The organism is Tianweitania aestuarii (assembly GCF_018457165.1).
GTDB classification, from domain to species: Bacteria; Pseudomonadota; Alphaproteobacteria; order Rhizobiales; family Rhizobiaceae; genus Tianweitania; species Tianweitania aestuarii.
The window spans coordinates 1,506,031-1,525,215 of record NZ_JAFMNX010000001.1 but is presented as its reverse complement, the minus strand read 5'-3'; the positions used below and the strand labels follow the sequence as shown (position 1 = coordinate 1,525,215).

16 protein-coding genes are annotated in these 19,185 nt (G+C 60.3%); 9 read left to right on the top strand and 7 right to left on the bottom strand.

The features are described from left to right. The first annotated feature begins 52 nt into the window (after nucleotides 1-52). The gene (locus tag JYU29_RS07525; RefSeq protein WP_213984045.1) at nucleotides 53-1,036 is read left to right on the top strand and encodes a DUF2156 domain-containing protein; all 984 of its coding nucleotides are present in this window, start codon (nucleotides 53-55) and stop codon (nucleotides 1,034-1,036) included. 102 nt (nucleotides 1,037-1,138) lie between these two features. Here the strand turns inward: JYU29_RS07525 and gltA are convergent, their stop codons facing one another. Together gltA and gltX are read right to left on the bottom strand one after the other, a co-directional pair. Then, nucleotides 1,139-2,428, bottom strand: a complete 1,290-nt coding sequence (gene gltA, locus JYU29_RS07520; RefSeq protein ID WP_250157206.1) for a citrate synthase — start codon at nucleotides 2,426-2,428, stop codon at nucleotides 1,139-1,141. A 166-nt stretch (nucleotides 2,429-2,594) separates the two neighbouring features. Continuing rightward, entirely contained in the window at nucleotides 2,595-4,016 is a 1,422-nt protein-coding gene (gltX, locus tag JYU29_RS07515; protein ID WP_213984043.1) for a glutamate--tRNA ligase, read from the bottom strand. A 121-nt stretch (nucleotides 4,017-4,137) separates the two neighbouring features. Between gltX and JYU29_RS18300 the strand changes: the two genes are divergently transcribed. After that, entirely contained in the window at nucleotides 4,138-6,594 is a 2,457-nt protein-coding gene (locus JYU29_RS18300; RefSeq protein WP_431192841.1) for a ComEC/Rec2 family competence protein, read from the top strand. Here the strand turns inward: JYU29_RS18300 and lexA are convergent. From lexA to JYU29_RS07495, 3 genes are all read right to left on the bottom strand, one after another. Then, nucleotides 6,551-7,267 (bottom strand): transcriptional repressor LexA, encoded by a 717-nt coding sequence (gene lexA / locus JYU29_RS07505; RefSeq protein WP_213984041.1) that lies wholly within the window; start codon nucleotides 7,265-7,267, stop codon nucleotides 6,551-6,553. The genes JYU29_RS18300 and lexA overlap by 44 nt on opposite strands. Before the next feature lie 149 nt (nucleotides 7,268-7,416). Further along, nucleotides 7,417-8,070 carry a DsbA family oxidoreductase gene (locus JYU29_RS07500; RefSeq protein WP_213984040.1) on the bottom strand — a complete coding sequence of 218 codons (654 nt, stop codon included), beginning with the start codon at nucleotides 8,068-8,070 and terminating at the stop codon, nucleotides 7,417-7,419. Beyond that, nucleotides 8,067-9,884 (bottom strand): extracellular solute-binding protein, encoded by a 1,818-nt coding sequence (locus JYU29_RS07495; protein WP_250157205.1) that lies wholly within the window; start codon nucleotides 9,882-9,884, stop codon nucleotides 8,067-8,069. Before JYU29_RS07495 ends, JYU29_RS07500 begins: the two co-directional genes overlap by 4 nt. Before the next feature lie 214 nt (nucleotides 9,885-10,098). Here JYU29_RS07495 and JYU29_RS07490 point away from each other — a divergent pair, with 214 nt between their 5' ends. After that, the gene (locus tag JYU29_RS07490) at nucleotides 10,099-10,734 is read left to right on the top strand and encodes an invasion associated locus B family protein (RefSeq protein ID WP_213984039.1); all 636 of its coding nucleotides are present in this window, start codon (nucleotides 10,099-10,101) and stop codon (nucleotides 10,732-10,734) included. 94 nt (nucleotides 10,735-10,828) lie between these two features. On the opposite strand, the gene hspQ is transcribed toward JYU29_RS07490, so the two are convergent. Then, nucleotides 10,829-11,161: a heat shock protein HspQ gene (gene hspQ / locus JYU29_RS07485; protein WP_213984318.1), complete on the bottom strand. Its 333-nt coding sequence runs from the start codon at nucleotides 11,159-11,161 to the stop codon at nucleotides 10,829-10,831. 145 nt (nucleotides 11,162-11,306) lie between these two features. Between hspQ and JYU29_RS07480 the strand changes: the two genes are divergently transcribed. Continuing rightward, nucleotides 11,307-12,266 carry an AEC family transporter gene (locus tag JYU29_RS07480; RefSeq protein WP_213984038.1) on the top strand — a complete coding sequence of 320 codons (960 nt, stop codon included), beginning with the start codon at nucleotides 11,307-11,309 and terminating at the stop codon, nucleotides 12,264-12,266. Here the strand turns inward: JYU29_RS07480 and JYU29_RS07475 are convergent. Further along, complete coding sequence (locus JYU29_RS07475) at nucleotides 12,234-13,445, bottom strand: UbiH/UbiF family hydroxylase (RefSeq protein ID WP_347879863.1); 1,212 nt, start codon at nucleotides 13,443-13,445, stop codon at nucleotides 12,234-12,236. The genes JYU29_RS07480 and JYU29_RS07475 overlap by 33 nt on opposite strands. 251 nt (nucleotides 13,446-13,696) lie before the next feature. On the opposite strand from JYU29_RS07475, the gene pcsA reads away from it, so the two are divergent. The 5 genes from pcsA to JYU29_RS07450 all read left to right on the top strand — a co-directional run bounded on the left by pcsA (nucleotide 13,697) and on the right by JYU29_RS07450 (nucleotide 19,171). After that, the gene (gene pcsA, locus JYU29_RS07470; RefSeq protein WP_347879862.1) at nucleotides 13,697-14,446 is read left to right on the top strand and encodes a phosphatidylcholine synthase; all 750 of its coding nucleotides are present in this window, start codon (nucleotides 13,697-13,699) and stop codon (nucleotides 14,444-14,446) included. Continuing rightward, entirely contained in the window at nucleotides 14,443-15,420 is a 978-nt protein-coding gene (locus tag JYU29_RS07465) for a quinone oxidoreductase family protein (RefSeq protein ID WP_213984037.1), read from the top strand. The genes pcsA and JYU29_RS07465 overlap by 4 nt, the downstream gene beginning before the upstream one ends. A 129-nt stretch (nucleotides 15,421-15,549) precedes the next feature. Continuing rightward, the gene (locus JYU29_RS07460) at nucleotides 15,550-17,115 is read left to right on the top strand and encodes an ABC transporter ATP-binding protein (RefSeq protein WP_347879870.1); all 1,566 of its coding nucleotides are present in this window, start codon (nucleotides 15,550-15,552) and stop codon (nucleotides 17,113-17,115) included. Next, nucleotides 17,115-18,200: an ABC transporter permease gene (locus tag JYU29_RS07455; RefSeq protein WP_213984315.1), complete on the top strand. Its 1,086-nt coding sequence runs from the start codon at nucleotides 17,115-17,117 to the stop codon at nucleotides 18,198-18,200. The genes JYU29_RS07460 and JYU29_RS07455 overlap by 1 nt, the downstream gene beginning before the upstream one ends. A 2-nt stretch (nucleotides 18,201-18,202) precedes the next feature. Further along, nucleotides 18,203-19,171, top strand: a complete 969-nt coding sequence (locus tag JYU29_RS07450) for an ABC transporter permease (RefSeq protein WP_213984035.1) — start codon at nucleotides 18,203-18,205, stop codon at nucleotides 19,169-19,171. Nucleotides 19,172-19,185: the final 14 nt, after the last annotated feature.

Genomic DNA, 19,185 nt, shown 5'->3' with positions numbered 1-19,185 from the left:
TTTCTTTGCTGCCCCTCTGTTCGAGAACAGGGTTTTCCTGTTTCTCGCCGGGATGAATGTCCTTCCCGATTCCAAGCGCCGCGCGCTGCTCGAACAGCATGGGCGCTTTCCCGTCGCCTATTCTGCCGCGTTTCAGCCGGATCTCCGCTATTTTGGCGATGAGAACGGCTTCCTCAGCTACAAGATGGTTGGCGGCACCGCTTTCGTGCTGGCTGATCCGATCGCGCCGGCTGAACACCATGGCGCTCTGATCGACGACTTCCTCGCCAAATACCAGGATGTGAGCTTCTGGCAGATCTCGCATGCAACGGCGGCGCTGCTGAACGGACGCGGTTTCTTCGTCAATGCGTTTGGGTCCGAAACAGTGGTCGACCTGCGCAACTTCTCATTTAAAGGACCTGCACGCCGCAGCTTCCGTACAGCCGCCAATCGCTTCGAAGCCAGTGGACACAGCGTATGCGAGGTTCCACTTTCCGGCGAGATAGGACGGAAACTTCGGGCTGTCTCAGAAGCCTGGCGGCGCTCGAAGGCCACGAAGAGCCGCGAGCTGCGTTTCCTTGTGCGCCCCGTTGTGCTCGGCGATGAGGAGGGTGCCCGCAAATTCGTGCTGTTCAATAAACAAGGCGAGCCGGAAGGTTTCGCCTTTTTTGATCCTGTCTACGAGGGTGGCCACGTGGTCGGTTATCTCTCCGCCACGCGGCGGTGGTTGCCCGGTACGGATCCGCTTGCCGGCTACCTCTTGATGCGCAAGGCCATCGAGACCTTTCAGTCTGAAGGCGCGCACGAGCTCCATCTCGGCCTGTCGCCATTTCACATGATCGAGGACAAGGAATTCAACAAGAACTGGGTGACGCGGCGTGGTTTCCGCTTCTTCTACACCAACGCGTTCACCAACCGCTTCCTGTATCCGGTCCGCTCCTTGTCGCAGCACAAAGATATCTATGGCGGAGAACAGCGGCTAGTTTACGTCGCCTTTAACAGGCTGCCGGCAGTTGTGCGGCTTCTGAAGCTGCTACGGGCCTGCCGGATCATCTGATCCACTCAACACGACTGTTGAGCCGCCACTTCTGCGAAAATAGCGATCATCCGAAAGCAAAAAAGCCCGGCGTTATGGCCGGGCTTTTTCATTGCGTTTGGATTAGCGCTTGGCGATCGGTGTGTAGTCGCGCTGGGTGTGGCCCGTATAGAGCTGGCGCGGACGGCCGATCTTCTGGCTCGGATCTTCGATCATTTCCTTCCACTGCGCAATCCAGCCGACCGTGCGGGCGACCGCGAACAGCACCGTGAACATGGTGGTCGGGAAGCCGAGCGCCTTCAGCGTGATGCCCGAATAGAAGTCGATGTTCGGGTAGAGCTTCTTCTCGATGAAGTACTCGTCGGTCAGCGCGATCCGCTCGAGCTCCATGGCGACGTCGAGCAGCGGATCGTCCTTGATACCGAGTTCGCCGAGAACCTCATGCGTTGTCTTCTGCATGATCTTGGCGCGTGGATCGTAGTTCTTGTAGACGCGATGTCCGAAGCCCATCAGGCGGAACGGATCGTTCTTGTCTTTTGCGCGAGCAATGAACTCAGGAATGCGATCAACCGAGCCGATCTCACCCAGCATGTTCAGTGCCGCTTCGTTGGCGCCGCCATGCGCCGGACCCCACAGGCAGGCGATGCCAGCTGCGATACAGGCGAAGGGGTTCGCGCCGGACGAACCGGCAAGACGGACCGTGGAGGTCGAGGCGTTCTGCTCGTGGTCGGCATGAAGGATGAAGATCCGCTCCATGGCGCGTGCCAGGATCGGGTTCACCTTATAGTCCTCGCACGGCACGGCAAAGCACATGTGCAGGAAGTTCGCCGCGAAATTCAGTTCGTTCTTCGGGTAAACGAAGGGCTGGCCAACATGGTACTTGTAGGCCATTGCCGCGATCGTCGGCATCTTCGCAATCAGGCGGATCGAAGCAATCATGCGCTGCTGCGGATCCGAGATGTCCGTGGAGTCGTGGTAGAACGCAGACAGTGCGCCAACCACGCCGCACATGACGGCCATCGGATGGGCATCGCGACGGAAGCCGCGATAGAACCAAGCCATCTGCTCATGCACCATCGTGTGGCGCGTGACGCGACGGTCGAAGTCTTCCTTCTGCGTGCGCGTCGGCAGTTCGCCGTAAAGAAGCAGGTAGCAGACTTCCAGGAAGTCGCCCTGTTCCGCCAGCTGGTCGATAGGATAGCCGCGATGCAGGAGAACGCCCTCATCACCATCGATATAGGTGATCTGCGACTCGCACGACGCGGTTGAAGTAAATCCGGGATCGTAGGTGAAGGCGCCGGTTTCCTTATACAGGGAGCCGATATCGACCACCTCTGGTCCGACGGAGCCCTTTCGGACCTTCAAATTGATAGATTTACCGTTCAGGCTAAAATCAGCGTTCGCGTCGGTCATCGCAAAGTCCTTCTCATTACTGGAAGACGCCATGGCGGAAAAATTGCCGAAGTGTGGCGAAAACCCGCAGGCAGGGGAGTGCTATCGTATTCAGCAAATCGTGCCAAGGATTCCGGCAACGAATGTTGCACTGCCGTAAGTGCACTGCAACCGAGTTGTTCCCACGCTAACCGATTTGATCTGTCAAACGGCCAATCGACTCTTCTTTTCCGAGCACAGCCAAGACATCGAAGACGCCAGGTGACGTGCTTCGGCCCGTCAAAGCCGCGCGAAGCGGCTGCGCGACCTTACCAAGCTTCAAGCCTGATTTTTCAGCAACCTCTCGCACAGCTGCTTCCGTCGTGGCTGCCGACCAGTCCTGGACGGACGACAAGGCATCGCGTGCATCGGCGAGAACCTTGCGTGCGTCAGCATCAAGAATCTGCGTAGCCTTCTCGTCGAGCGGCAGTGGACGCGTGGCAAAAAGGTAGTCGGCGCTATCGGCCAGCTCCACCAGCGTCTTGGCACGCTCTTTTAAGCCGGGCATTGCAGCGCTCAGCTGTGCGCGCTTGGCATCATCCAGCTTTCCCAGGATGGCTTCGCCGTTCTGCAGATAAGGCAGCGTGTCGATGAGAGCGGCCGTGAGCGCTGCATCATCCATGCGACGCATATGCACGCCGTTCACGGCTTCCAGCTTGGCGAAGTCGAATCGCGCCGCACCCTTGTTGACGTCTTCGATCTCGAACCAGCGGATCATGTCTTTAACGGACATGATCTCGTCGTCGCCGTGGCTCCAACCGAGGCGAGCCAGGTAGTTGCAGAGCGCTTCCGGCAGGTAGCCCATCTCGCGATACGCTTCGACGCCGAGCGCGCCGTGGCGCTTGGACAGCTTAGCGCCGTCCGCACCATGGATCAGCGGAATATGCGCCATGACCGGCACGTCCCAGCCCATCGCCTGGTAGATGATGGTCTGGCGTGCGGCGTTGGTCAGGTGGTCGTCGCCGCGGATAATGTGCGTCACGCCCATATCGTGATCATCCACAACGACGGCGTGCATGTAGGTTGGATTGCCATCCGAACGCAGGATGATGAAATCGTCCAGATCCTTGTTCGGGAAGCGCACTTCGCCCTGCACGCGATCGGCAACGACGGTCTCGCCCTCGCGCGGCGCCTTGATGCGGATCGCGGGCTTCACACCAGCTGGTGCCTCGGACTCATCGCGGCCGCGCCAACGGCCGTCATAGCGTGGCGGACGACCTTCAGCCTTTGCCTTTTCGCGCATTTCGTCGAGCTCGGCCGGTGTGGCGTAGCAACGATATGCGGCGCCTTTTGCCACGAGTTCCTCAGCGATTTCTCGGTGGCGCTCGGCGCGTGCGAACTGGGAGATCGGCTCGCCATCCCAAGTCAGGCCGAGCCATTTCAAACCGTCGAGGATCGCAGTGGTTGCCGCATCGGTGGAGCGCTCGCGATCGGTGTCTTCGATGCGCAGCAGCATCGTGCCGCCGACGTGCTGGGCGTAAAGCCAGTTGAACAAGGCTGTTCGCGCGCCGCCAATATGGAGATAGCCCGTGGGCGAGGGCGCGAAGCGGGTGACGATTGGCTTCGACATGGTGGGATCCGATCGTAAATTCTCAAGGCGGCGCATTTCACGGGGCTAAAGCCTGACGTGGGCTGGCACCGGACGCGCGCCCGTGTAGCATAGGTGCGGGCAGGTGCAAGTTTTGCATCTGATGGGGATCGAAGTGAGGGCGACGATCAGTACAGCCGCGTCCGAACCGAGTGAGCGGGGTTTCTTCGTCTATGACGATGAAGAGGCGACGTATGACGCATGGTCGCAGCCCGGCCAACCGCGCGGCTTCCTGTCTTCGCAGCATGTGGCACGGCTGCTTCGCTGGGTTGCACATCAGCCGGATGCCTGGAAACGGGCCTGGCAAGTCGAATGGTCGCGCGGGATCGGCTTTCTCACCCTGCCGCCGCTGATCGGTGGCGGTGCCGTTGTTTACTTTCTTCTCCCCTTTGAGCCATCGATTTTACCTCTGGCTGCGGCATTACTGTTCGTGGGGGTACTGGCGTGGCTCCTGCGTCGGCGCCATGTTTGGCATCTTGCCTGTCTCGCCATGCTCGCGTTGCTGGTGGGGGGCGCTCTGGCGAAACTCGAAACGGAGCGGAAATCGACGCCTATCCTTGGCTCTCCAATCGCAACGGAGGTCACAGGCCGCGTAGCGCTGGTTGAACTTCAGGAAAGCGGACGAACGCGGCTGACGCTGGATGTCTTGTCGACAGCGCGGCCAAAACTTCGTTACGCGCCGGAGCGGGTTCGCGTAACTGCGCGCCAGGTGCCTGACAAGTTGCTGCCCGGCGAGGTTGTCCGAGGCGTGGTCAGGCTGATGCCGCCCTCCGGCCCGGTGCGGCCGGGCAGCTACGACTTTGCCTTTCAAAGCTATTTTGACGGACTTGGCGCGATCGGCTTTTTCCTGCGCAATCCTGTTCGCGCGGAGGGGGCGCCGGCTGCGTCGTCTTCGCAGAGCCTGGCGCAACGCGTTGAGCGGCTTCGAATGACAATAGCGGACAAGATCCGAGCCGTGATCCCCGGGGCGTCCGGCGAGATCGCGGCCGCGCTTATCGCTGGCGTACGGGCTGGTATTCCCGAAGCAGTCAACGAGGACCTGCGCATCACCGGTCTCGCGCATGTTCTGTCAATCTCAGGCCTCCACATGGCGCTGGCGGCAGCGACAATCATGGGCTCCATGCGCGTGCTGTTTGCACTCTTTCCAGGCTTCTCGGCACGCTACCCCGTGAAGAAGGTTTCCGCCCTTGTCGCTTTGGCTGGTACCGGATTTTACCTCCTGCTCGCCGGTGATCAGGTTGCCGCCAATCGAAGTTTTCTGATGGTTGCGGTGATGCTGACGGCGATCCTCTTTGATCGCGCTGCGCTCAGCATGCGCAATCTGGCCATTGCGGCTCTGATCATCCTACTGATCACCCCGCATGAGGTGATGGGACCGAGCTTTCAAATGTCGTTTGCGGCAACCGCAGCCCTGATTGCGGGCTATGCCGGGTGGAAGCAGTGGCGACTTAACGGCAAGCGTCACGCACCGCCAACCAACCGCTCACCCTTGTCGCGCTTGACGCGCTATGTTGCCGTTCTTGTTGCAGGATCGGTCGCGACGTCGGTTCTCGCTGGGGGCGCGACGAGCATATTCGGCGCTTATCACTTTCAACGAATCTCGCCGCTCACTTTGGTGGCAAACTTGGCGACAACCCCGATCATCGGCATCCTGATCATGCCGCCGGCCGTTATGGCTGTCGCCTTGATGCCTTTCGGTCTGGAAGCCTGGCCGTTGATGGTGATGGGCTTAGGGCTCGACCTGATGCTCGGCATTGCACATTGGTTGGCCAACCGCTCGCCTATGGATGCGGTTGGCATCGTGCCGGCTTCCACAGTGATTTTGTTCACGATGGCGCTTGTTCTTGGCTGCTTCACGACGACACGAATGCGCCTCCTGGCATTGCCGTTCCTTGTCGCGGGAGTGCTGACCTTCGCCATGCGGCAGGTGCCCGACCTCTACATATCAGAGGATGCACGTCTCATCGGGATGCCAACGGCCGACGGGCAAATCGCGGTCAATCGAACACGGCCCAATGCGTTCACCACGCAAGATTGGCAGCGAGCGGCTTCTGCAATGACCCTGGTTAAGCCGGTTGATGACGTCCCGGCGGATAATGATCCGTCAGGCAACTTCCTATGCAAAGATGACGTCTGCACGATCAAGCATCCGCTAGGCGGAAGCATCGTATCTCTTCCGGAAGACGGGGACGTCAAAGCTTACTGCGGCAATGCTGCCGTCATCGTTATTGACGACGCCACTGCAAACAGCAGTGTTTGTCGTGGGAAAAGATCCAAGGTGCTCACAAAGCGCGACCTTGCGCAGAACGGAAGCGCCACCATCACCTTCGACAAGAAAAGCGGCGAGGCGATCATCCAACATGCGCTGCGCAGACCTTACCGACCATGGCATGACCATCGTCGATTTTCCCGTGAAGCTCGCGGCATGGCGCCCTACAAGCGCAAGCCGCGTGATCCGATTGCGAAATTGCCTTCGCGAAAGCAAAGCACCGTAGACAAGCGAGCTGCCGAAGCCGTCAGTACTTCCGGATCAGCCCCACCAAGCGTCCTTGCACCTTGACGCGGTGCGGCGGGAAGATACGTGTCTCGTAAGCAGGGTTGGCGGCTTCGAGGGCAATGGACGCGCCCTTGCGGCGGAAGCGCTTCAACGTGGCTTCTTCATCATCCACCAAGGCAACCACGATGTCGCCGGGATTGGCCGTGCTGCCGTCGCGGATCACGACCGTATCGCCATCGAAAATGCCGGCTTCGATCATCGAGTCCCCGCGCACTTCCAATGCATAATGCTCGCCACCTGCCAACATATCCGGCGGAACGGTGATGGAATGCGTCGGGTGCTGGATCGCGGAGATCGGCACACCGGCTGCAATACGACCCATGACCGGCAGAGAGATGCCGTTGGCATTATCGTCATTCGAGGCGCTACGCTGTGGCTTGGCGGGCTCTGCCGGCTTCTTGCCGAGGCTGCCTTCAATCACGCTTGGCGAAAACTTCTTCGGAGCCATCGCAGGTGAGAGCGAATCAGGAAGCTTGATCACTTCAAGAGCTCGAGCACGGTTCGGTAGGCGACGAATGAAGCCACGTTCTTCCAAAGCCGTAATCAGGCGGTGGATGCCCGACTTTGAGGCAAGATCCAGCGCCTCCTTCATTTCGTCGAAAGAGGGCGGGATGCCACTTTCCTTCATCCGTTGATTGATGAAGGAAAGCAGTTCCATCTGCTTGCGCGTGAGCATCCCAAAACCCTTCTGAATCAAAAACAAACCCAGAACGGACCCTATCTGTTCGGTATGTGTTCCGCAACATTTAAAAGTTTACAGATTTCGGAAACGAAAGGGGTACGCTGATTGCTTCGGATTTAGCTCAAGCTTTTTATTATGGCGCCTCAGCTTGCGGTGTATTGAGCCACTTGGCGAATGGCGTCCGCTAGAACCCCCGGCTCCTGTGCGCCCATGAGAGCGTAGCGTCCATCAAGGAGGAAGCAGGGAACGCCGGTGATTCCCATGTTGGTAGCTGTGGCAACTTCCTGCTGAACAGCCTCGACGTCTGACTGCGTCGCCAGCAGTGCAGACACAACTGCAGCGTCCATGCCGCTCTTGCTCGCAAGATCCGTAAGGGTTTCACGATCGCCGATGTCCCGACCTTGTTCGAAGAAGGCCGAAAACAGGTTGCTAATCAAACGCCCCTGAATGTCATGACTGGTCGCCCCTGCCCAGCGGATGAGGCGATGTGCATCCAAGGTATTGGCCGCGATTTTTATGGCTGCAAAGTCGAAGGTAATGCCAAGTTCCTGCCCAACAGATGCGATCCGGGCATGGATTTCGTCAACCTTCTCGGCGCTGCCAAACTTGGCGAGCATATAAGCATGGCGATCGGTGCCGTTGCGCGGAATGGTCGGGTCGAGCTGGTAAGGTAGCCATTGAACAGTGACCTGGATGTCAGGGATCAAAGCCAGAGCGCGCTCGAGCTTCTTCTGTCCTATATAGCACCAGGGGCACACGACGTCAGACACAACGTCAATGGTCAGCTTCAGGCTCATTGTGCATCATCCTCGGACCACCAGGTCGGCAGCTGATAGCCGTAGATCGACGTTTGTTCGGGCCTATGAATATGGCTCCAGCTCGCAACCCATTGCTGTGGCTGATAATACAAGGGCACGACATAGGCGCCGCTTAGCAAAACGCGATCATAGGCGCGCACGATGGTGACAAACTCGTCGCGGTCTCGTGCATTCACCATCTCGTCGATGAGCGCGTCGATAGCGGGTTCAGAGACGCCGGCAAAGTTGTAGGTACCAGGCGCATCCGCTGAGGCGGAACCCCAGCGGAACTGCTGTTCTACCCCCGGCGACAGGGATGACGTGTAGCGCATCAGCATTGCGTCGAAATCATAGGTGCGTTGGCGCTGAAGGTACTGCGCGGCATCGACGGAGCGGATGGACACGGTGATGCCCAGCCGGGCAAGGGTGCGTTGCCAAGCCATGCTGATTTGCTCGCTCGACTTGCCGTTAAGCAGGATCTCGAAGGCGAGAGGCTTGCCTTCGGCATCCACCATCCGGCCGTTCTTCATGGAGTAACCAGCCGCCTTCAAGGCATCGAAGCCTTGGCGCAAGAACTCACGATCGCGGCCGCTGCCGTCGGAGCTCGGCGGTGTCCAGGTTCCCGCCAAAATTTCCGGTCTCACCGCATCGGGATAGGGCGCCAATAAGCTCTTCTCGGCGTCCGAGGCTGGCCGGCCGGTCGAGGACAATTCCGAGCCCGTGAAATAGCTGGTCGTGCGTTGATAAGCGTCGTTGAAGAGGTTGCGGTTGCTCCACTCGAAGTCGAACAACCCGGCCAATGCCCGGCGGACATCGCGGTTCTGAAACACAGGTCGGCGTGTGTTGAGCACGAAGCCGAGCATGTCTGCAGGCGTTTGTTTGTCGAAGGTTTCCTTGCGGACACGGCCATCGGTTACGGCTGGAAAGTTGTAGCCGGATGCCCAACGGCTGGTCTGGTCTTCCGGAAATACATCAACCAGGCCCTTCTTGAAGGCCTCGAACATGGTGTTCGGATCGCGGAAATAGCTGATGCGGATTTCGTCATAGTTGTCGAAGCCGCGCTTCGTAGGCAGATCTTTCGCCCAATAATCCGGGTTGCGCTTCAGATTGACCTGTTCGCCGGGGCGTACGCTGTCAATGATGTAGGGGCCCGAACCGATCATCGGCTTCAAGCTGGTGCGATCGAAGGTGTCACGATCAGTCGCGTGCTTGGGAAGGATCGGGATACCAGCGAGCAGCAGAGGCGATTCGCGGTCGGCCTTATCGTTGAAGATCAGCTTCAGGCCACGCTCGCCGACGCGTTCCATCCGGTCCACGACGTTGACCCAGCGCTGATAGATCGGACGGGCCTTATCGCGGAACAGTTCCAGCGAAAAGATCACATCATCGACCGTGATCGGCTGGCCATCCGAGAACTTGGCCGCAGGGTTCAGAGTAAAGGTGACGAAGCTCCGCGCATCATCGGTTTCCACGCTTTCGGCGATCAGCGGATACATCGTGAACGCTTCGTCGCGCGATCGCATCATCAGCGATTCGAAGACGTTGTTGCCGAACTCGTTGTCGAACAGGCCGCGGGCGCCATCGCCTTGAACAATAAAGGGGTTCAGGCTGTCGAAGCTGCCTTGCCAGGCATAAACTACTCGACCGCCCTTTGGGGCGTCAGGGTTGGCATAAGGCATATGCTGGAAGTCTGCCGGAAGCGCCGGTTTGCCCTGCATGGCAATCGCATGCGCCGGCTCCGCACGTGCCGAAAGGGTGCCGAAGGGCACCGTCATCAGCATGGAGCAAGCAAGGAGCAGCGGTTTGATGGGCATGAGCAGTCTTTTCGATTCGGCCGAAGGAAGGAGCACATTCGCTCGAAATGGCGGCGCAATGATGTGTTTCCGGCCATTCGCCAAGCTGGATTCCGAGAACCAGCCGGTGTATGGGGCCGCCAACAGTCATCCTGTTGCCTTATTTAAGCAACACTGACGCCGGCTAGCGGCTGGGTAGCGCTCACCGCCATCCATTCAAGAGGATAACCGACCCATGAAGTTTCCGAACCTCAACACGTCGCGACTTGCCCTTGTTGCGGCAGGCCTCGCTGCTGTGGTTGCCGGTGGCGTTGCGCCAGCGTCTGCGCAGGAGCAGAACCCTGCGGCTCCGCCCAAGGGTTGGTTCAAGGCCTGCCAGAAGCAGCAGGAAGTCGAGATCTGCAACGTACAGCAGATCATGACCGCCAATACCGGCCAGTTGCTCACCGCCGTCAGCCTCGTCGAGGTGAAGGGCAAGGTCAGCCGTCGGGTGTTCCAGGTGACCGTGCCGACCGGCCGTCTGCTGCCTCCGGGCGTGGGTCTGCAGGTCGACAGCAACAAGTCGCAAAAGCTTGATTATGTTATCTGTTTCCCGGATCGTTGCGTGGCCGAAGCGCCGCTGAACGATCAGTTGGTCGCCAGCTTCAAGAAGGGCACGACCCTCACGCTGACCTCGGTGAATTTCCAGAATCAGCCGAACCCGATCAAGGTTTCTCTGAACGGTTTCACCGGCGCTTACGACGGTCCTCCGCTGCAGCAGTCCGACCTCGAAGACCGCCAGAAGAAGCTGGAAGCTTTCGTCAGCAAGAACAATGACGACTTCGCCAAGAAGCTCAAGGAAGAGCAGGAGAAGGCGAAAACCGCTAACTAAACGCGGTATTTGGCAGCACAGAATGATCAAAAGGCGGGACCAAAATCCCGCCTTTTGGCGATTTGGCAGAGCGGTTTCAGCTCAAAACGCGGATTTAATGCTGCGGTTGATCGCGTAGGCGGTAGCGCCCAACCGAATCACGGGCGAAGATTTGATTGAGCTGCGGATGGCGCAGCGGGGTGCCGTCCGAATCATCCAGCAGGTTCTGCTCGGAGACATAGGCGATGTATTCGCTGTCCTCGTTCTCGGCGAGGAGATGATAGAAGGGCTGATCCTTCTTCGGCCGCACCCCGGCGGGAATCGCTTCGTACCATTCATCGGTGTTGGCGAATTCGGGATCGACGTCGAAGATGATGCCGCGGAACGGGAAGACCCGGTGCCGGACCATCTGACCGATCTGGAACTTGGCGTGTCGTGTGTCTGTCATGCCTGTTATTTGGCCGCTGCATCCGCTTTGTTCAATCCCACTTCTGCCCCGTCTCTGCTTGACGCAGATGGCTGCGACGGTTAGCGCCGCGGGATGCTCCTTGCGGTCCTTTAAACCGCTCTCCCAAGCCCAAGTGAGTTTGACCATGGCGGATGTTGTCGGATTGGTTCTGCCGTTCTTCGGCATGATCCTGCTCGGCTTCGTTGTTGCGAAGCTGATGAAGCATCCGCTCGAAGGGCTGGCATGGATGAACGTGTTCATCCTTTACCTCGCGCTGCCGGCTCTCTTTTACCAGCTGCTGTCCAAGACGCCGATTGAGCAGCTGACGCAGATCTCGTTCATTCTGGCATCGATGCTGGCGACGTTCCTGATCTTTGCCACCATGTTCGCGGCATCGCTTCTGTTTGGCGGCAAGGTGCCGGAAAGTACGATCAAGGCGCTGGCGTCCGCTTACGGCAATATCGGCTTCATGGGACCGGGGCTGGCGCTGATTGCGTTTGGCGACGAAGCGGCGGTGCCGGTGGCGCTGATCTTCTGCTTCGAGAATGTGATGCACTTCGTTCTGGCGCCGACCTTGATGGCGCTGTCGGGGGAACGCAGCCCGGGCGCAAGCAGTCTTGTGCTCGATATCGGCCGCAAGATCCTGCTGCATCCGTTTATCGTCGCGACGATTCTTGGCGTGCTTGCGGCCGCTTTTCACTTTCGCGCGCCGATGGCGCTCGACCGTTTGCTGGAGATCGTTTCGAGGGCGGCTGCGCCTTGCGCCCTGTTTGCCATGGGCGTGACGCTGGCGCTGCGACCTTTGCGACGGATGCCGACAGCGATCGGGCCGATCGTGCTCCTGAAGCTCTTCGTGCACCCGCTGCTTTGTTATACGATGCTGAGCCTGATCGGCGACTTCCCGACGGTGTGGGTATGGACGGCCATGCTTCTGGCTTCGCTGCCAACGGCAACGAACGTTTATGTCATCGCCGCGCAATATGGCGTCTGGGTGGAAAGGGCGTCGGCCAGCATTCTCGTGACGACCACCTGTTCGGTCGCCTCGGTGACGGCGCTGCTTTACCTGATTCGATCAGGCGTCCTGCCGCCCGACCTTTTCCCATAGACCTCGGAAACCGCTGCCCGGCTTCATGCCTTCGCGCATAAAGAAGCTGCGCACCGGTGGAAGCTTTTCCATCAGGCTGAGGCCGGCGCTGCGTGCCATCTGTGCCGGCAGGAGCCCGGACAGAAGCGAACGGTTCAGAAGGTTCACCGCGCTGTTGCGCGCAAAGACATCCGGCGTGCGCTGGCGGCTATAGCTGCGCAGCACCGAAGTGGCGCCCGGATCGCCGGGATTGTCTTCCACGAGGCCAGCGATGGTCTGAACATCGCGAACACCGAGGTTGAGGCCCTGAGCGCCGATCGGCGGGAAAACATGGGCGGCTTCACCGACAAGCGCGATGCGCGACTGAGCGAAAGACAGCGGCACGCGGGCCGAAAGCGGGTAGATCTGCCGGCCGGGCAAGACGGTGGCGGAGCCCAACATGGACTGCATCCGCTCTTCGATGCGGCGCGCAATCTCCGCATCGTCCAGAGCATTAAGGGTTTCGGCTTCTGCCGGCGACACGACCCACACGAGACTGGACTTGTTTCCAGGCAGGGGAACCTGCGTGAAGGGACCGGTTTCGGTGTGGAACTCGTTCGACGTGTCGTTGTGCGGCCGGGTGTGGCTGAACGACAGAACCAGCGCCGATTGCGGATAGGGGTGGCCGACGGTGCGGATGCCGGCAGCATCGCGCGCAGGTGAACCGCGCCCATCGGCGGCGATGGCGAGCGCACCTTCAAGACGGGTGCCGTCTTCCAGCACGGCAACAACATTGTCGGTCGACGGGATCCATGTCTGCACCGTAGCAAGATGCCGGGTAATGCGCGGCTGGTTTGCGACGGCCTCGGTCAATGTTTGGGCCAGTACGGCATTGGGAATGTTGGAGCCGAAGGCGGTGCGATCGATCTCGCTGGCATGGAACGTGACGGTCGGGCTTCGCAGCAGGCGCTTGGTGGAATCGATGATGCGCATCGTGCGCAGGGCAGCGGACTTTCCGTCGAAACTGGTGTCGATGCCGAGTTCGGCCAGATAATCGAGGGCTGGCGCCATCAGTGCGGTGGTGCGCGCGTCGCTTGCACCGGCTTCCGGTCCGATCAGGCTGACATCGAAGCCGGCCTTTGCCATCGCCAAAGCCGCAATCAAGCCTGCAGGTCCGGCACCGGCAACGAGAATCGTCTTTGAAGCGAGCATATCCGTCATGGCCATATCCCTGGTTCGCCCCTGTTTATCCGAGCCGAAGACGTTGCCGCAATGCGACGCAGCGCCCTTCCAAGGCATGGAAGCTGTCAACATCGGTGCACCACTGCCTGTTTGGTCTTGTTTGGCGGGAGCGCTGAAACTAGTGTCGCGCGCGTCCCCGAGCGGAAATGCCACCGACAGAAGAGTGACGGCCACAATGAAGATTTCCAGGAACGACCGGCTGTCGTGCCCGTCGACAAGGTGGATTGTCCGTGTCCAAGCTTGATCAGTTCGTGAAGAAGCCGAAGAAAGTCACGGCGCCGCAGGCACGTGCCTTTTCGGTTCACCTTTTTACGGCGTCCGGCTCGTTTCTGGCTTTCCTGTCCCTGGTGGCAGCGAGTGAAGAGCGCTGGACGGCCATGTTCCTGTGGCTTGGCCTCGCGCTTCTCGTGGACGGTGTCGATGGGCCGATCGCGCGCAAGCTGCAGGTCAAGGAAGTGTTGCCGACATGGTCAGGCGAGCTTCTCGACAACATCATCGATTACGTGACCTACGTCCTGATCCCCGCCTTTGCGCTTTATCAGCGCGGTTTCATGGGCGAGGGGCTATCGTTCCTGTCGGCCGCAATCATCGTGGTATCGAGCGCCATCTATTACGCCGACACCGGCATGAAGATGAAGGAGAACTTCTTCAAGGGCTTCCCGGTGGTCTGGAACATGGTGGTCTTCACGCTGTTCGTGATCCAGCCCGGTGAATATGTGTCCTTTGCCGTGGTGGTTCTTTCGGCGATCTTCACCTTCATTCCCATGAGCTTTCTTCATCCGGTGCGGGTTGTGCGCCTGCGCAACATCAACCTCACCATCTTCCTCATCTGGTGCGCGATCTCCGTTCTGGCCCTGTTGCAGAACATGAATTCCCCCGAATGGGTGAAGATCGCCATGGCCGTGACCGGAATCTATCTCTTCTTTATCGGCGGGGTCATGCAGGTGTTCCCGAAGCTTGGACGGAAGGAAGCAGCATGAGCAAGGCAATTCGCGTCCATGCGCATGGTGGACCAGAGGCGCTGGTTTACGAGGATGTGCTCGTCGAGCAGCCGAAAGCCGGCGAGGCGCTGGTTCGCCACACAGCCGTCGGCCTGAACTACCTCGACGTTTATTACCGCACCGGCCTGTATCCCGCGCCGAATGGTTTGCCGCTCGTGCCCGGCAACGAAGCCGCGGGCGTCGTGGAAGCGCTGGGTGACGGCGTCACCGGATTGCAGGTCGGTGACCGCGTGGCCTATGTCGGTCCGCTCGGTGCCTATGCGCAAAAGCGCGTGATTGCCGCAGACCGGCTGGTGAAGCTGCCGGAGACGATTTCCGACGAGCAGGGCGCGGCGATGATGCTGCAGGGCATGACGGCGGAATATCTGCTGCGCCGGACCTTTGCCGTGAAGCCCGGCGACACGATCCTTTATCATGCCGCAGCCGGCGGTGTCGGCCTGATCTTCGGCCAATGGGCCAAGCATCTCGGCGCAACCGTGATCGGCACGGCCGGTTCTCCGGAAAAGGTCGAGCTCGCCAAAGCGCATGGCTATGACCATGTGATCGACTACACGAAAGAGGATTTCGTGAAGCGCGTTCACGAGATCACCGATGGTGCGAAGTGCGACGTGGTTTATGATTCCGTCGGCAAGGACACGTATGAAGGCTCGCTCGACTGCCTGAAGCCGCGCGGACTGTTCGTGACCTTTGGCCAGTCATCCGGCCCGATCCCACCGTTCAATCTCGGTTTGCTGTCGCAAAAGGGGTCGCTGTTCGTGACGCGGCCGACCCTGTTCACCTATATCGCCAAGCGCTCGGAACTGGAGGAGGCTTCGGCTGCCTTGTTCGACGTGGTGGCCAAGGGCGTTGTGTCGATCAACATCAACCAGCGCTACAGGCTGGAAGACGCCGCGCAGGCTCATCGCGATCTGGAAGGTCGCAAGACCACGGGAACGACGATCCTTCTGCCTTGAAATTAATCACTGCGACTTCTTGAAGCAAACGCGTCTTTCGCTAGACGTTCTCGTGCGATAAAGTGCATAAGAGACGCCTTCAGAAAACCTTTGAGGAGCCGGACCAGCCGGCTTCGGGAGTAAGCATTGGTGCAGCAAAGCGCCGACGTCCGTCCGGCATTGCTCGAGACACGAGGACTGACAAAGGTCTTCGGAACGCTGACGGCTTGCGACGGGATCGACCTGACGATCCGGCGCGGGGAGATCCACGCGCTGCTGGGCGAAAACGGTGCCGGCAAGTCGACGCTGGTGAAGATGCTGTTCGGGTCGCTCGAACCCAATGCCGGTGAAATCCTGTGGGACGGCCAGCCGGTGCGCATCCCCAGCCCCGGTGACGCGCGCAAGCTCGGCATCGGCATGGTGTTCCAGCACTTCTCGCTGTTCGAAGCGCTGACGGCAGCCGAAAACATCGCACTGTCCTTGCCGGAAAAGGTGCCGGTTTCCACGATCGCAGAACGGGCGCGGACGCTGTCGCAGGCCTATGGGCTGCCGGTGGATCCTTCCATGCTGGTGGGCGATCTGTCGGTCGGTGAGCGGCAGCGTATCGAGATCATCCGCTGCCTTCTCCAGGAACCGCAGCTGATCATCCTGGACGAGCCGACTTCCGTTTTGACGCCGCAGGAAGCCGACCGGCTGTTCCAGACGCTGGAGCGGCTGCGCGCCGAGGGCAAGTCGATCCTTTATATTTCCCACCGGCTGGAAGAGGTGAAGCGGCTTTGCGATGCCGCGACCGTGCTGCGCCACGGCAAGGTGGTGGCGCATTGCGAGCCGCGGCTGGAAACCGCCGCTTCGCTGGCGCGCATGATGGTGGGTAATGCCGTGCAGGCCGTTAAGCGCGAGCCGGTGGCTGCGGGCACAGCGGCGGAAGCCCTGCTGGAGATCCGCGGCCTTAACCGGTTGCCGGCGACGCCGTTTTCGATTCCGCTGCGCGACGTGGATCTGACCGTTCATGCCGGCGAGATCGTGGGCATTGCCGGTGTGGCGGGCAATGGGCAAAGCGAGTTGTTCGAGGCGGTTTCGGGTGAAGCCCTGCAGCGCGAAGCGTCCACCATCCGCATTCGCGGAAAGGATGCCGGGCGGTTGACGATCTCGGGGCGCAGGCTTCTTGGTGCGGCCTTTGTGCCGGAAGAGCGGCTCGGCCATGGAGCGGCGCCGGGAATGCGGCTGTCGGAAAACCTTCTCCTGTCGCGCCATCGCACCGATCGCCGCGCCTTTTTCAGCCGGCTCGGCGTGGTGTTTACGGGCGCCGTGCGCAAGGCGTCACAGCGGATCGCGGCGGATATGGATGTGCGCAAGAGCGGCAGCGATCCGGAAGCGGCAGCGCTCTCCGGCGGTAATCTGCAGAAGTTCATCATCGGGCGCGAGCTCGACCGCCAGCCATCGGTGATCGTCGTCAACCAGCCGACCTGGGGCGTCGATGCTGGCGCTGCGGCGCGCATCCGGCAGGCGCTGGTGGAACTGGCGCGGGCAGGTTCGGCGGTGCTGGTGATCAGCCAGGATCTAGATGAATTGTTCGAGATTTCCGACTTCATCGCCGTCATGCATGACGGGCGTTTGTCGAATCCGATGCCGACGGCGGATGCGACTTCGGAAGCGATCGGCTTGTTGATGGGCGGGGCCGAACCCGGTCATGCCGCACATGAGGCGGCTGCGTGATGCGCTTTGAACTCGTCAAGCGACCGCAGCATTCCAAGCTGTTCAGCGCCTTGTCGCCCTTCATCGCTCTGGTGCTGACGGTGATCTGCGGCGCGCTGATCTTTGCGGCGCTCGGCAAGAGCCCGGTGGACGGGCTGTATTACTACTTCGTCGAGCCGCTGCTCGAAGTCTGGTCGCTGCACGAGCTGGCGATCAAGGCGGCACCCTTGATCCTGATCGCGGTCGGACTGTCGGTCTGTTTCTTGTCGAACAACTGGAATATCGGTGCGGAAGGGCAGTTCGTTGCCGGCGCGATTGCCGGCTCGATCCTGCCGGTGATGTTTCCTGACTTCCAGAATGCGTTCGTGCTGCCGCTGATGCTGCTGATGGGCATCGCGGGCGGCGCGGCTTACGGTGCGATCCCGGCGCTGTTGAAGACGCGGTTCGGCACGAACGAGATCCTCACCAGCCTGATGCTGGTTTATGTCGCGCAGAATTTCCTGGATTGGCTGACGCGTGGGCCGTGGCGCGATCCGGCCGGCAACAACTTTCCGCTGACGCGTCGTTTCCATGCCGATGCCGTTTTGCCGGAGCTGTTTCCGTCGTCGGGCAGCGCGCATTGGGGCATCGTGTTTGCGCTGGTGGCGGCGGTGGCGGCGTGGTTCATGATCAGCCGGACCATCAAGGGCTTCGAGGTGCGCGTGCTGGGCGAAAGCCCACGGGCAGGGCGCTTTGCAGGCTTTTCGGCCAAGCGCATGGTGTTCTTCGCCTTTCTCTTGTCCGGCGGTCTCGCGGGGCTTGCCGGCATTTCGGAAGTCGCGGGCGCGATCGGCTATCTGCAGCCGGTGATTTCGCCGGGCTACGGCTTCACCGCGATCATCGTCGCATTTCTGGGACGGCTTAATCCGCTGGGGATCGTTGCGGCCGGGCTGGTGCTTGGGCTGACCTATCTCGGCGGCGAAGCGGCGCAGATTTCGATGGGTCTGTCGGACAAGGTGGCGCGTGTGTTTCAGGGCATGCTGCTGTTCTTCGTGCTCGGCTGCGACACCCTGATTCATTACCGCATCCGCCTCGTACGCGACGCGCTAACGGCGAAACGGTCCTGATCATGTTGATTGCCGAAAGCATCCTTCTCACCATCGCCACCGCGGCCACGCCCTTGTTGCTGGCCGCCATCGGCGAGCTCGTGGTGGAGCGCTCGGGCGTGCTCAACCTCGGCGTCGAGGGCATGATGGTGATGGGCGCCGTGTGCGGCTTCGGCGCGGCGGCGATGACGGGATCACCCTGGATCGGCATGATGGCGGCGATCCTCGCCGGTGTGCTGTTTTCGCTGTTGTTCGGCTTCCTAACGCTGACGATCGCGACCAATCAAGTGGCAACGGGTTTGTCGCTGACGCTGCTCGGGCTTGGTCTGTCCAGCATGATCGGTGAGGCTTTCGTCGGATCGCCCGGCGTGAAGCTGCCGACGCTGGCCAATGGCATTGCCGAGATTCCGCTGGTGGGACAGCCGGTCGCTGGTCTGTTCAACTGGTTGGCAGGCATTCCATTGATCGGGCGGGTGTTGTTTGAGCAGGATCCGATCTTCTACATTTCGATCGCGCTGGTGATCGGCGTGACGTGCTTCCTGTTCCACACGCGTGCCGGTCTCGTGTTGCGCTCGGTCGGCGACAACCATGCTTCGGCGCATGCGCTGGGCACCAATGTCATCGGCATCCGCTATCTGGCGGTGATGTTCGGCGGCGCTTGTGCGGGGCTCGCCGGTGGGCACCTGTCCCTGGTTTATACGCCGCAATGGGTTGAGAACATGAGCGCCGGACGTGGCTGGATCGCGCTGGCGCTGGTGGTGTTCGCATCGTGGCGACCGTTGCGGCTGCTTGCCGGCGCTTATCTGTTCGGTGCCGTGTCGATCGGTCAGTTGCATGCGCAGGCGCTGGGGCTCGGCATTCCGTCGCAGCTGCTGTCGTCTCTGCCTTATCTCGCGACGGTGCTGGTGCTGGTGCTCATTTCGCGCAATCGTCGCCTTACCATGATGAACACGCCGGCCTCGCTCGGCCAACCGTTCGTGCCTGATCGCTGACGGGAAGCGCGGCT

Bases quoted from the DNA above. Each gene is read 5' to 3' on its own strand.
- gltX (WP_213984043.1), bottom strand. From the start codon at position 4,016: ATGTCGAAGCCAATCGTCACCCGCTTCGCGCCCTCGCCCACGGGCTAT.
- lexA (WP_213984041.1), bottom strand. From the start codon at position 7,267: ATGCTCACGCGCAAGCAGATGGAACTGCTTTCCTTCATCAATCAACGG.
- JYU29_RS07480 (WP_213984038.1), top strand. From the start codon at position 11,307: ATGGCGGATGTTGTCGGATTGGTTCTGCCGTTCTTCGGCATGATCCTG.
- JYU29_RS07475 (WP_347879863.1), bottom strand. From the start codon at position 13,445: ATGACGGATATGCTCGCTTCAAAGACGATTCTCGTTGCCGGTGCCGGA.
- gltA (WP_250157206.1), bottom strand. From the start codon at position 2,428: ATGACCGACGCGAACGCTGATTTTAGCCTGAACGGTAAATCTATCAAT.
- JYU29_RS07465 (WP_213984037.1), top strand. From the start codon at position 14,443: ATGAGCAAGGCAATTCGCGTCCATGCGCATGGTGGACCAGAGGCGCTG.
- JYU29_RS07490 (WP_213984039.1), top strand. From the start codon at position 10,099: ATGAAGTTTCCGAACCTCAACACGTCGCGACTTGCCCTTGTTGCGGCA.
- JYU29_RS07525 (WP_213984045.1), top strand. From the start codon at position 53: ATGAATGTCCTTCCCGATTCCAAGCGCCGCGCGCTGCTCGAACAGCAT.
- JYU29_RS18300 (WP_431192841.1), top strand. From the start codon at position 4,138: ATGGGGATCGAAGTGAGGGCGACGATCAGTACAGCCGCGTCCGAACCG.
- JYU29_RS07450 (WP_213984035.1), top strand. From the start codon at position 18,203: ATGTTGATTGCCGAAAGCATCCTTCTCACCATCGCCACCGCGGCCACG.
- JYU29_RS07500 (WP_213984040.1), bottom strand. From the start codon at position 8,070: ATGAGCCTGAAGCTGACCATTGACGTTGTGTCTGACGTCGTGTGCCCC.
- JYU29_RS07455 (WP_213984315.1), top strand. From the start codon at position 17,115: ATGCGCTTTGAACTCGTCAAGCGACCGCAGCATTCCAAGCTGTTCAGC.
- hspQ (WP_213984318.1), bottom strand. From the start codon at position 11,161: ATGACAGACACACGACACGCCAAGTTCCAGATCGGTCAGATGGTCCGG.
- JYU29_RS07495 (WP_250157205.1), bottom strand. From the start codon at position 9,884: ATGCCCATCAAACCGCTGCTCCTTGCTTGCTCCATGCTGATGACGGTG.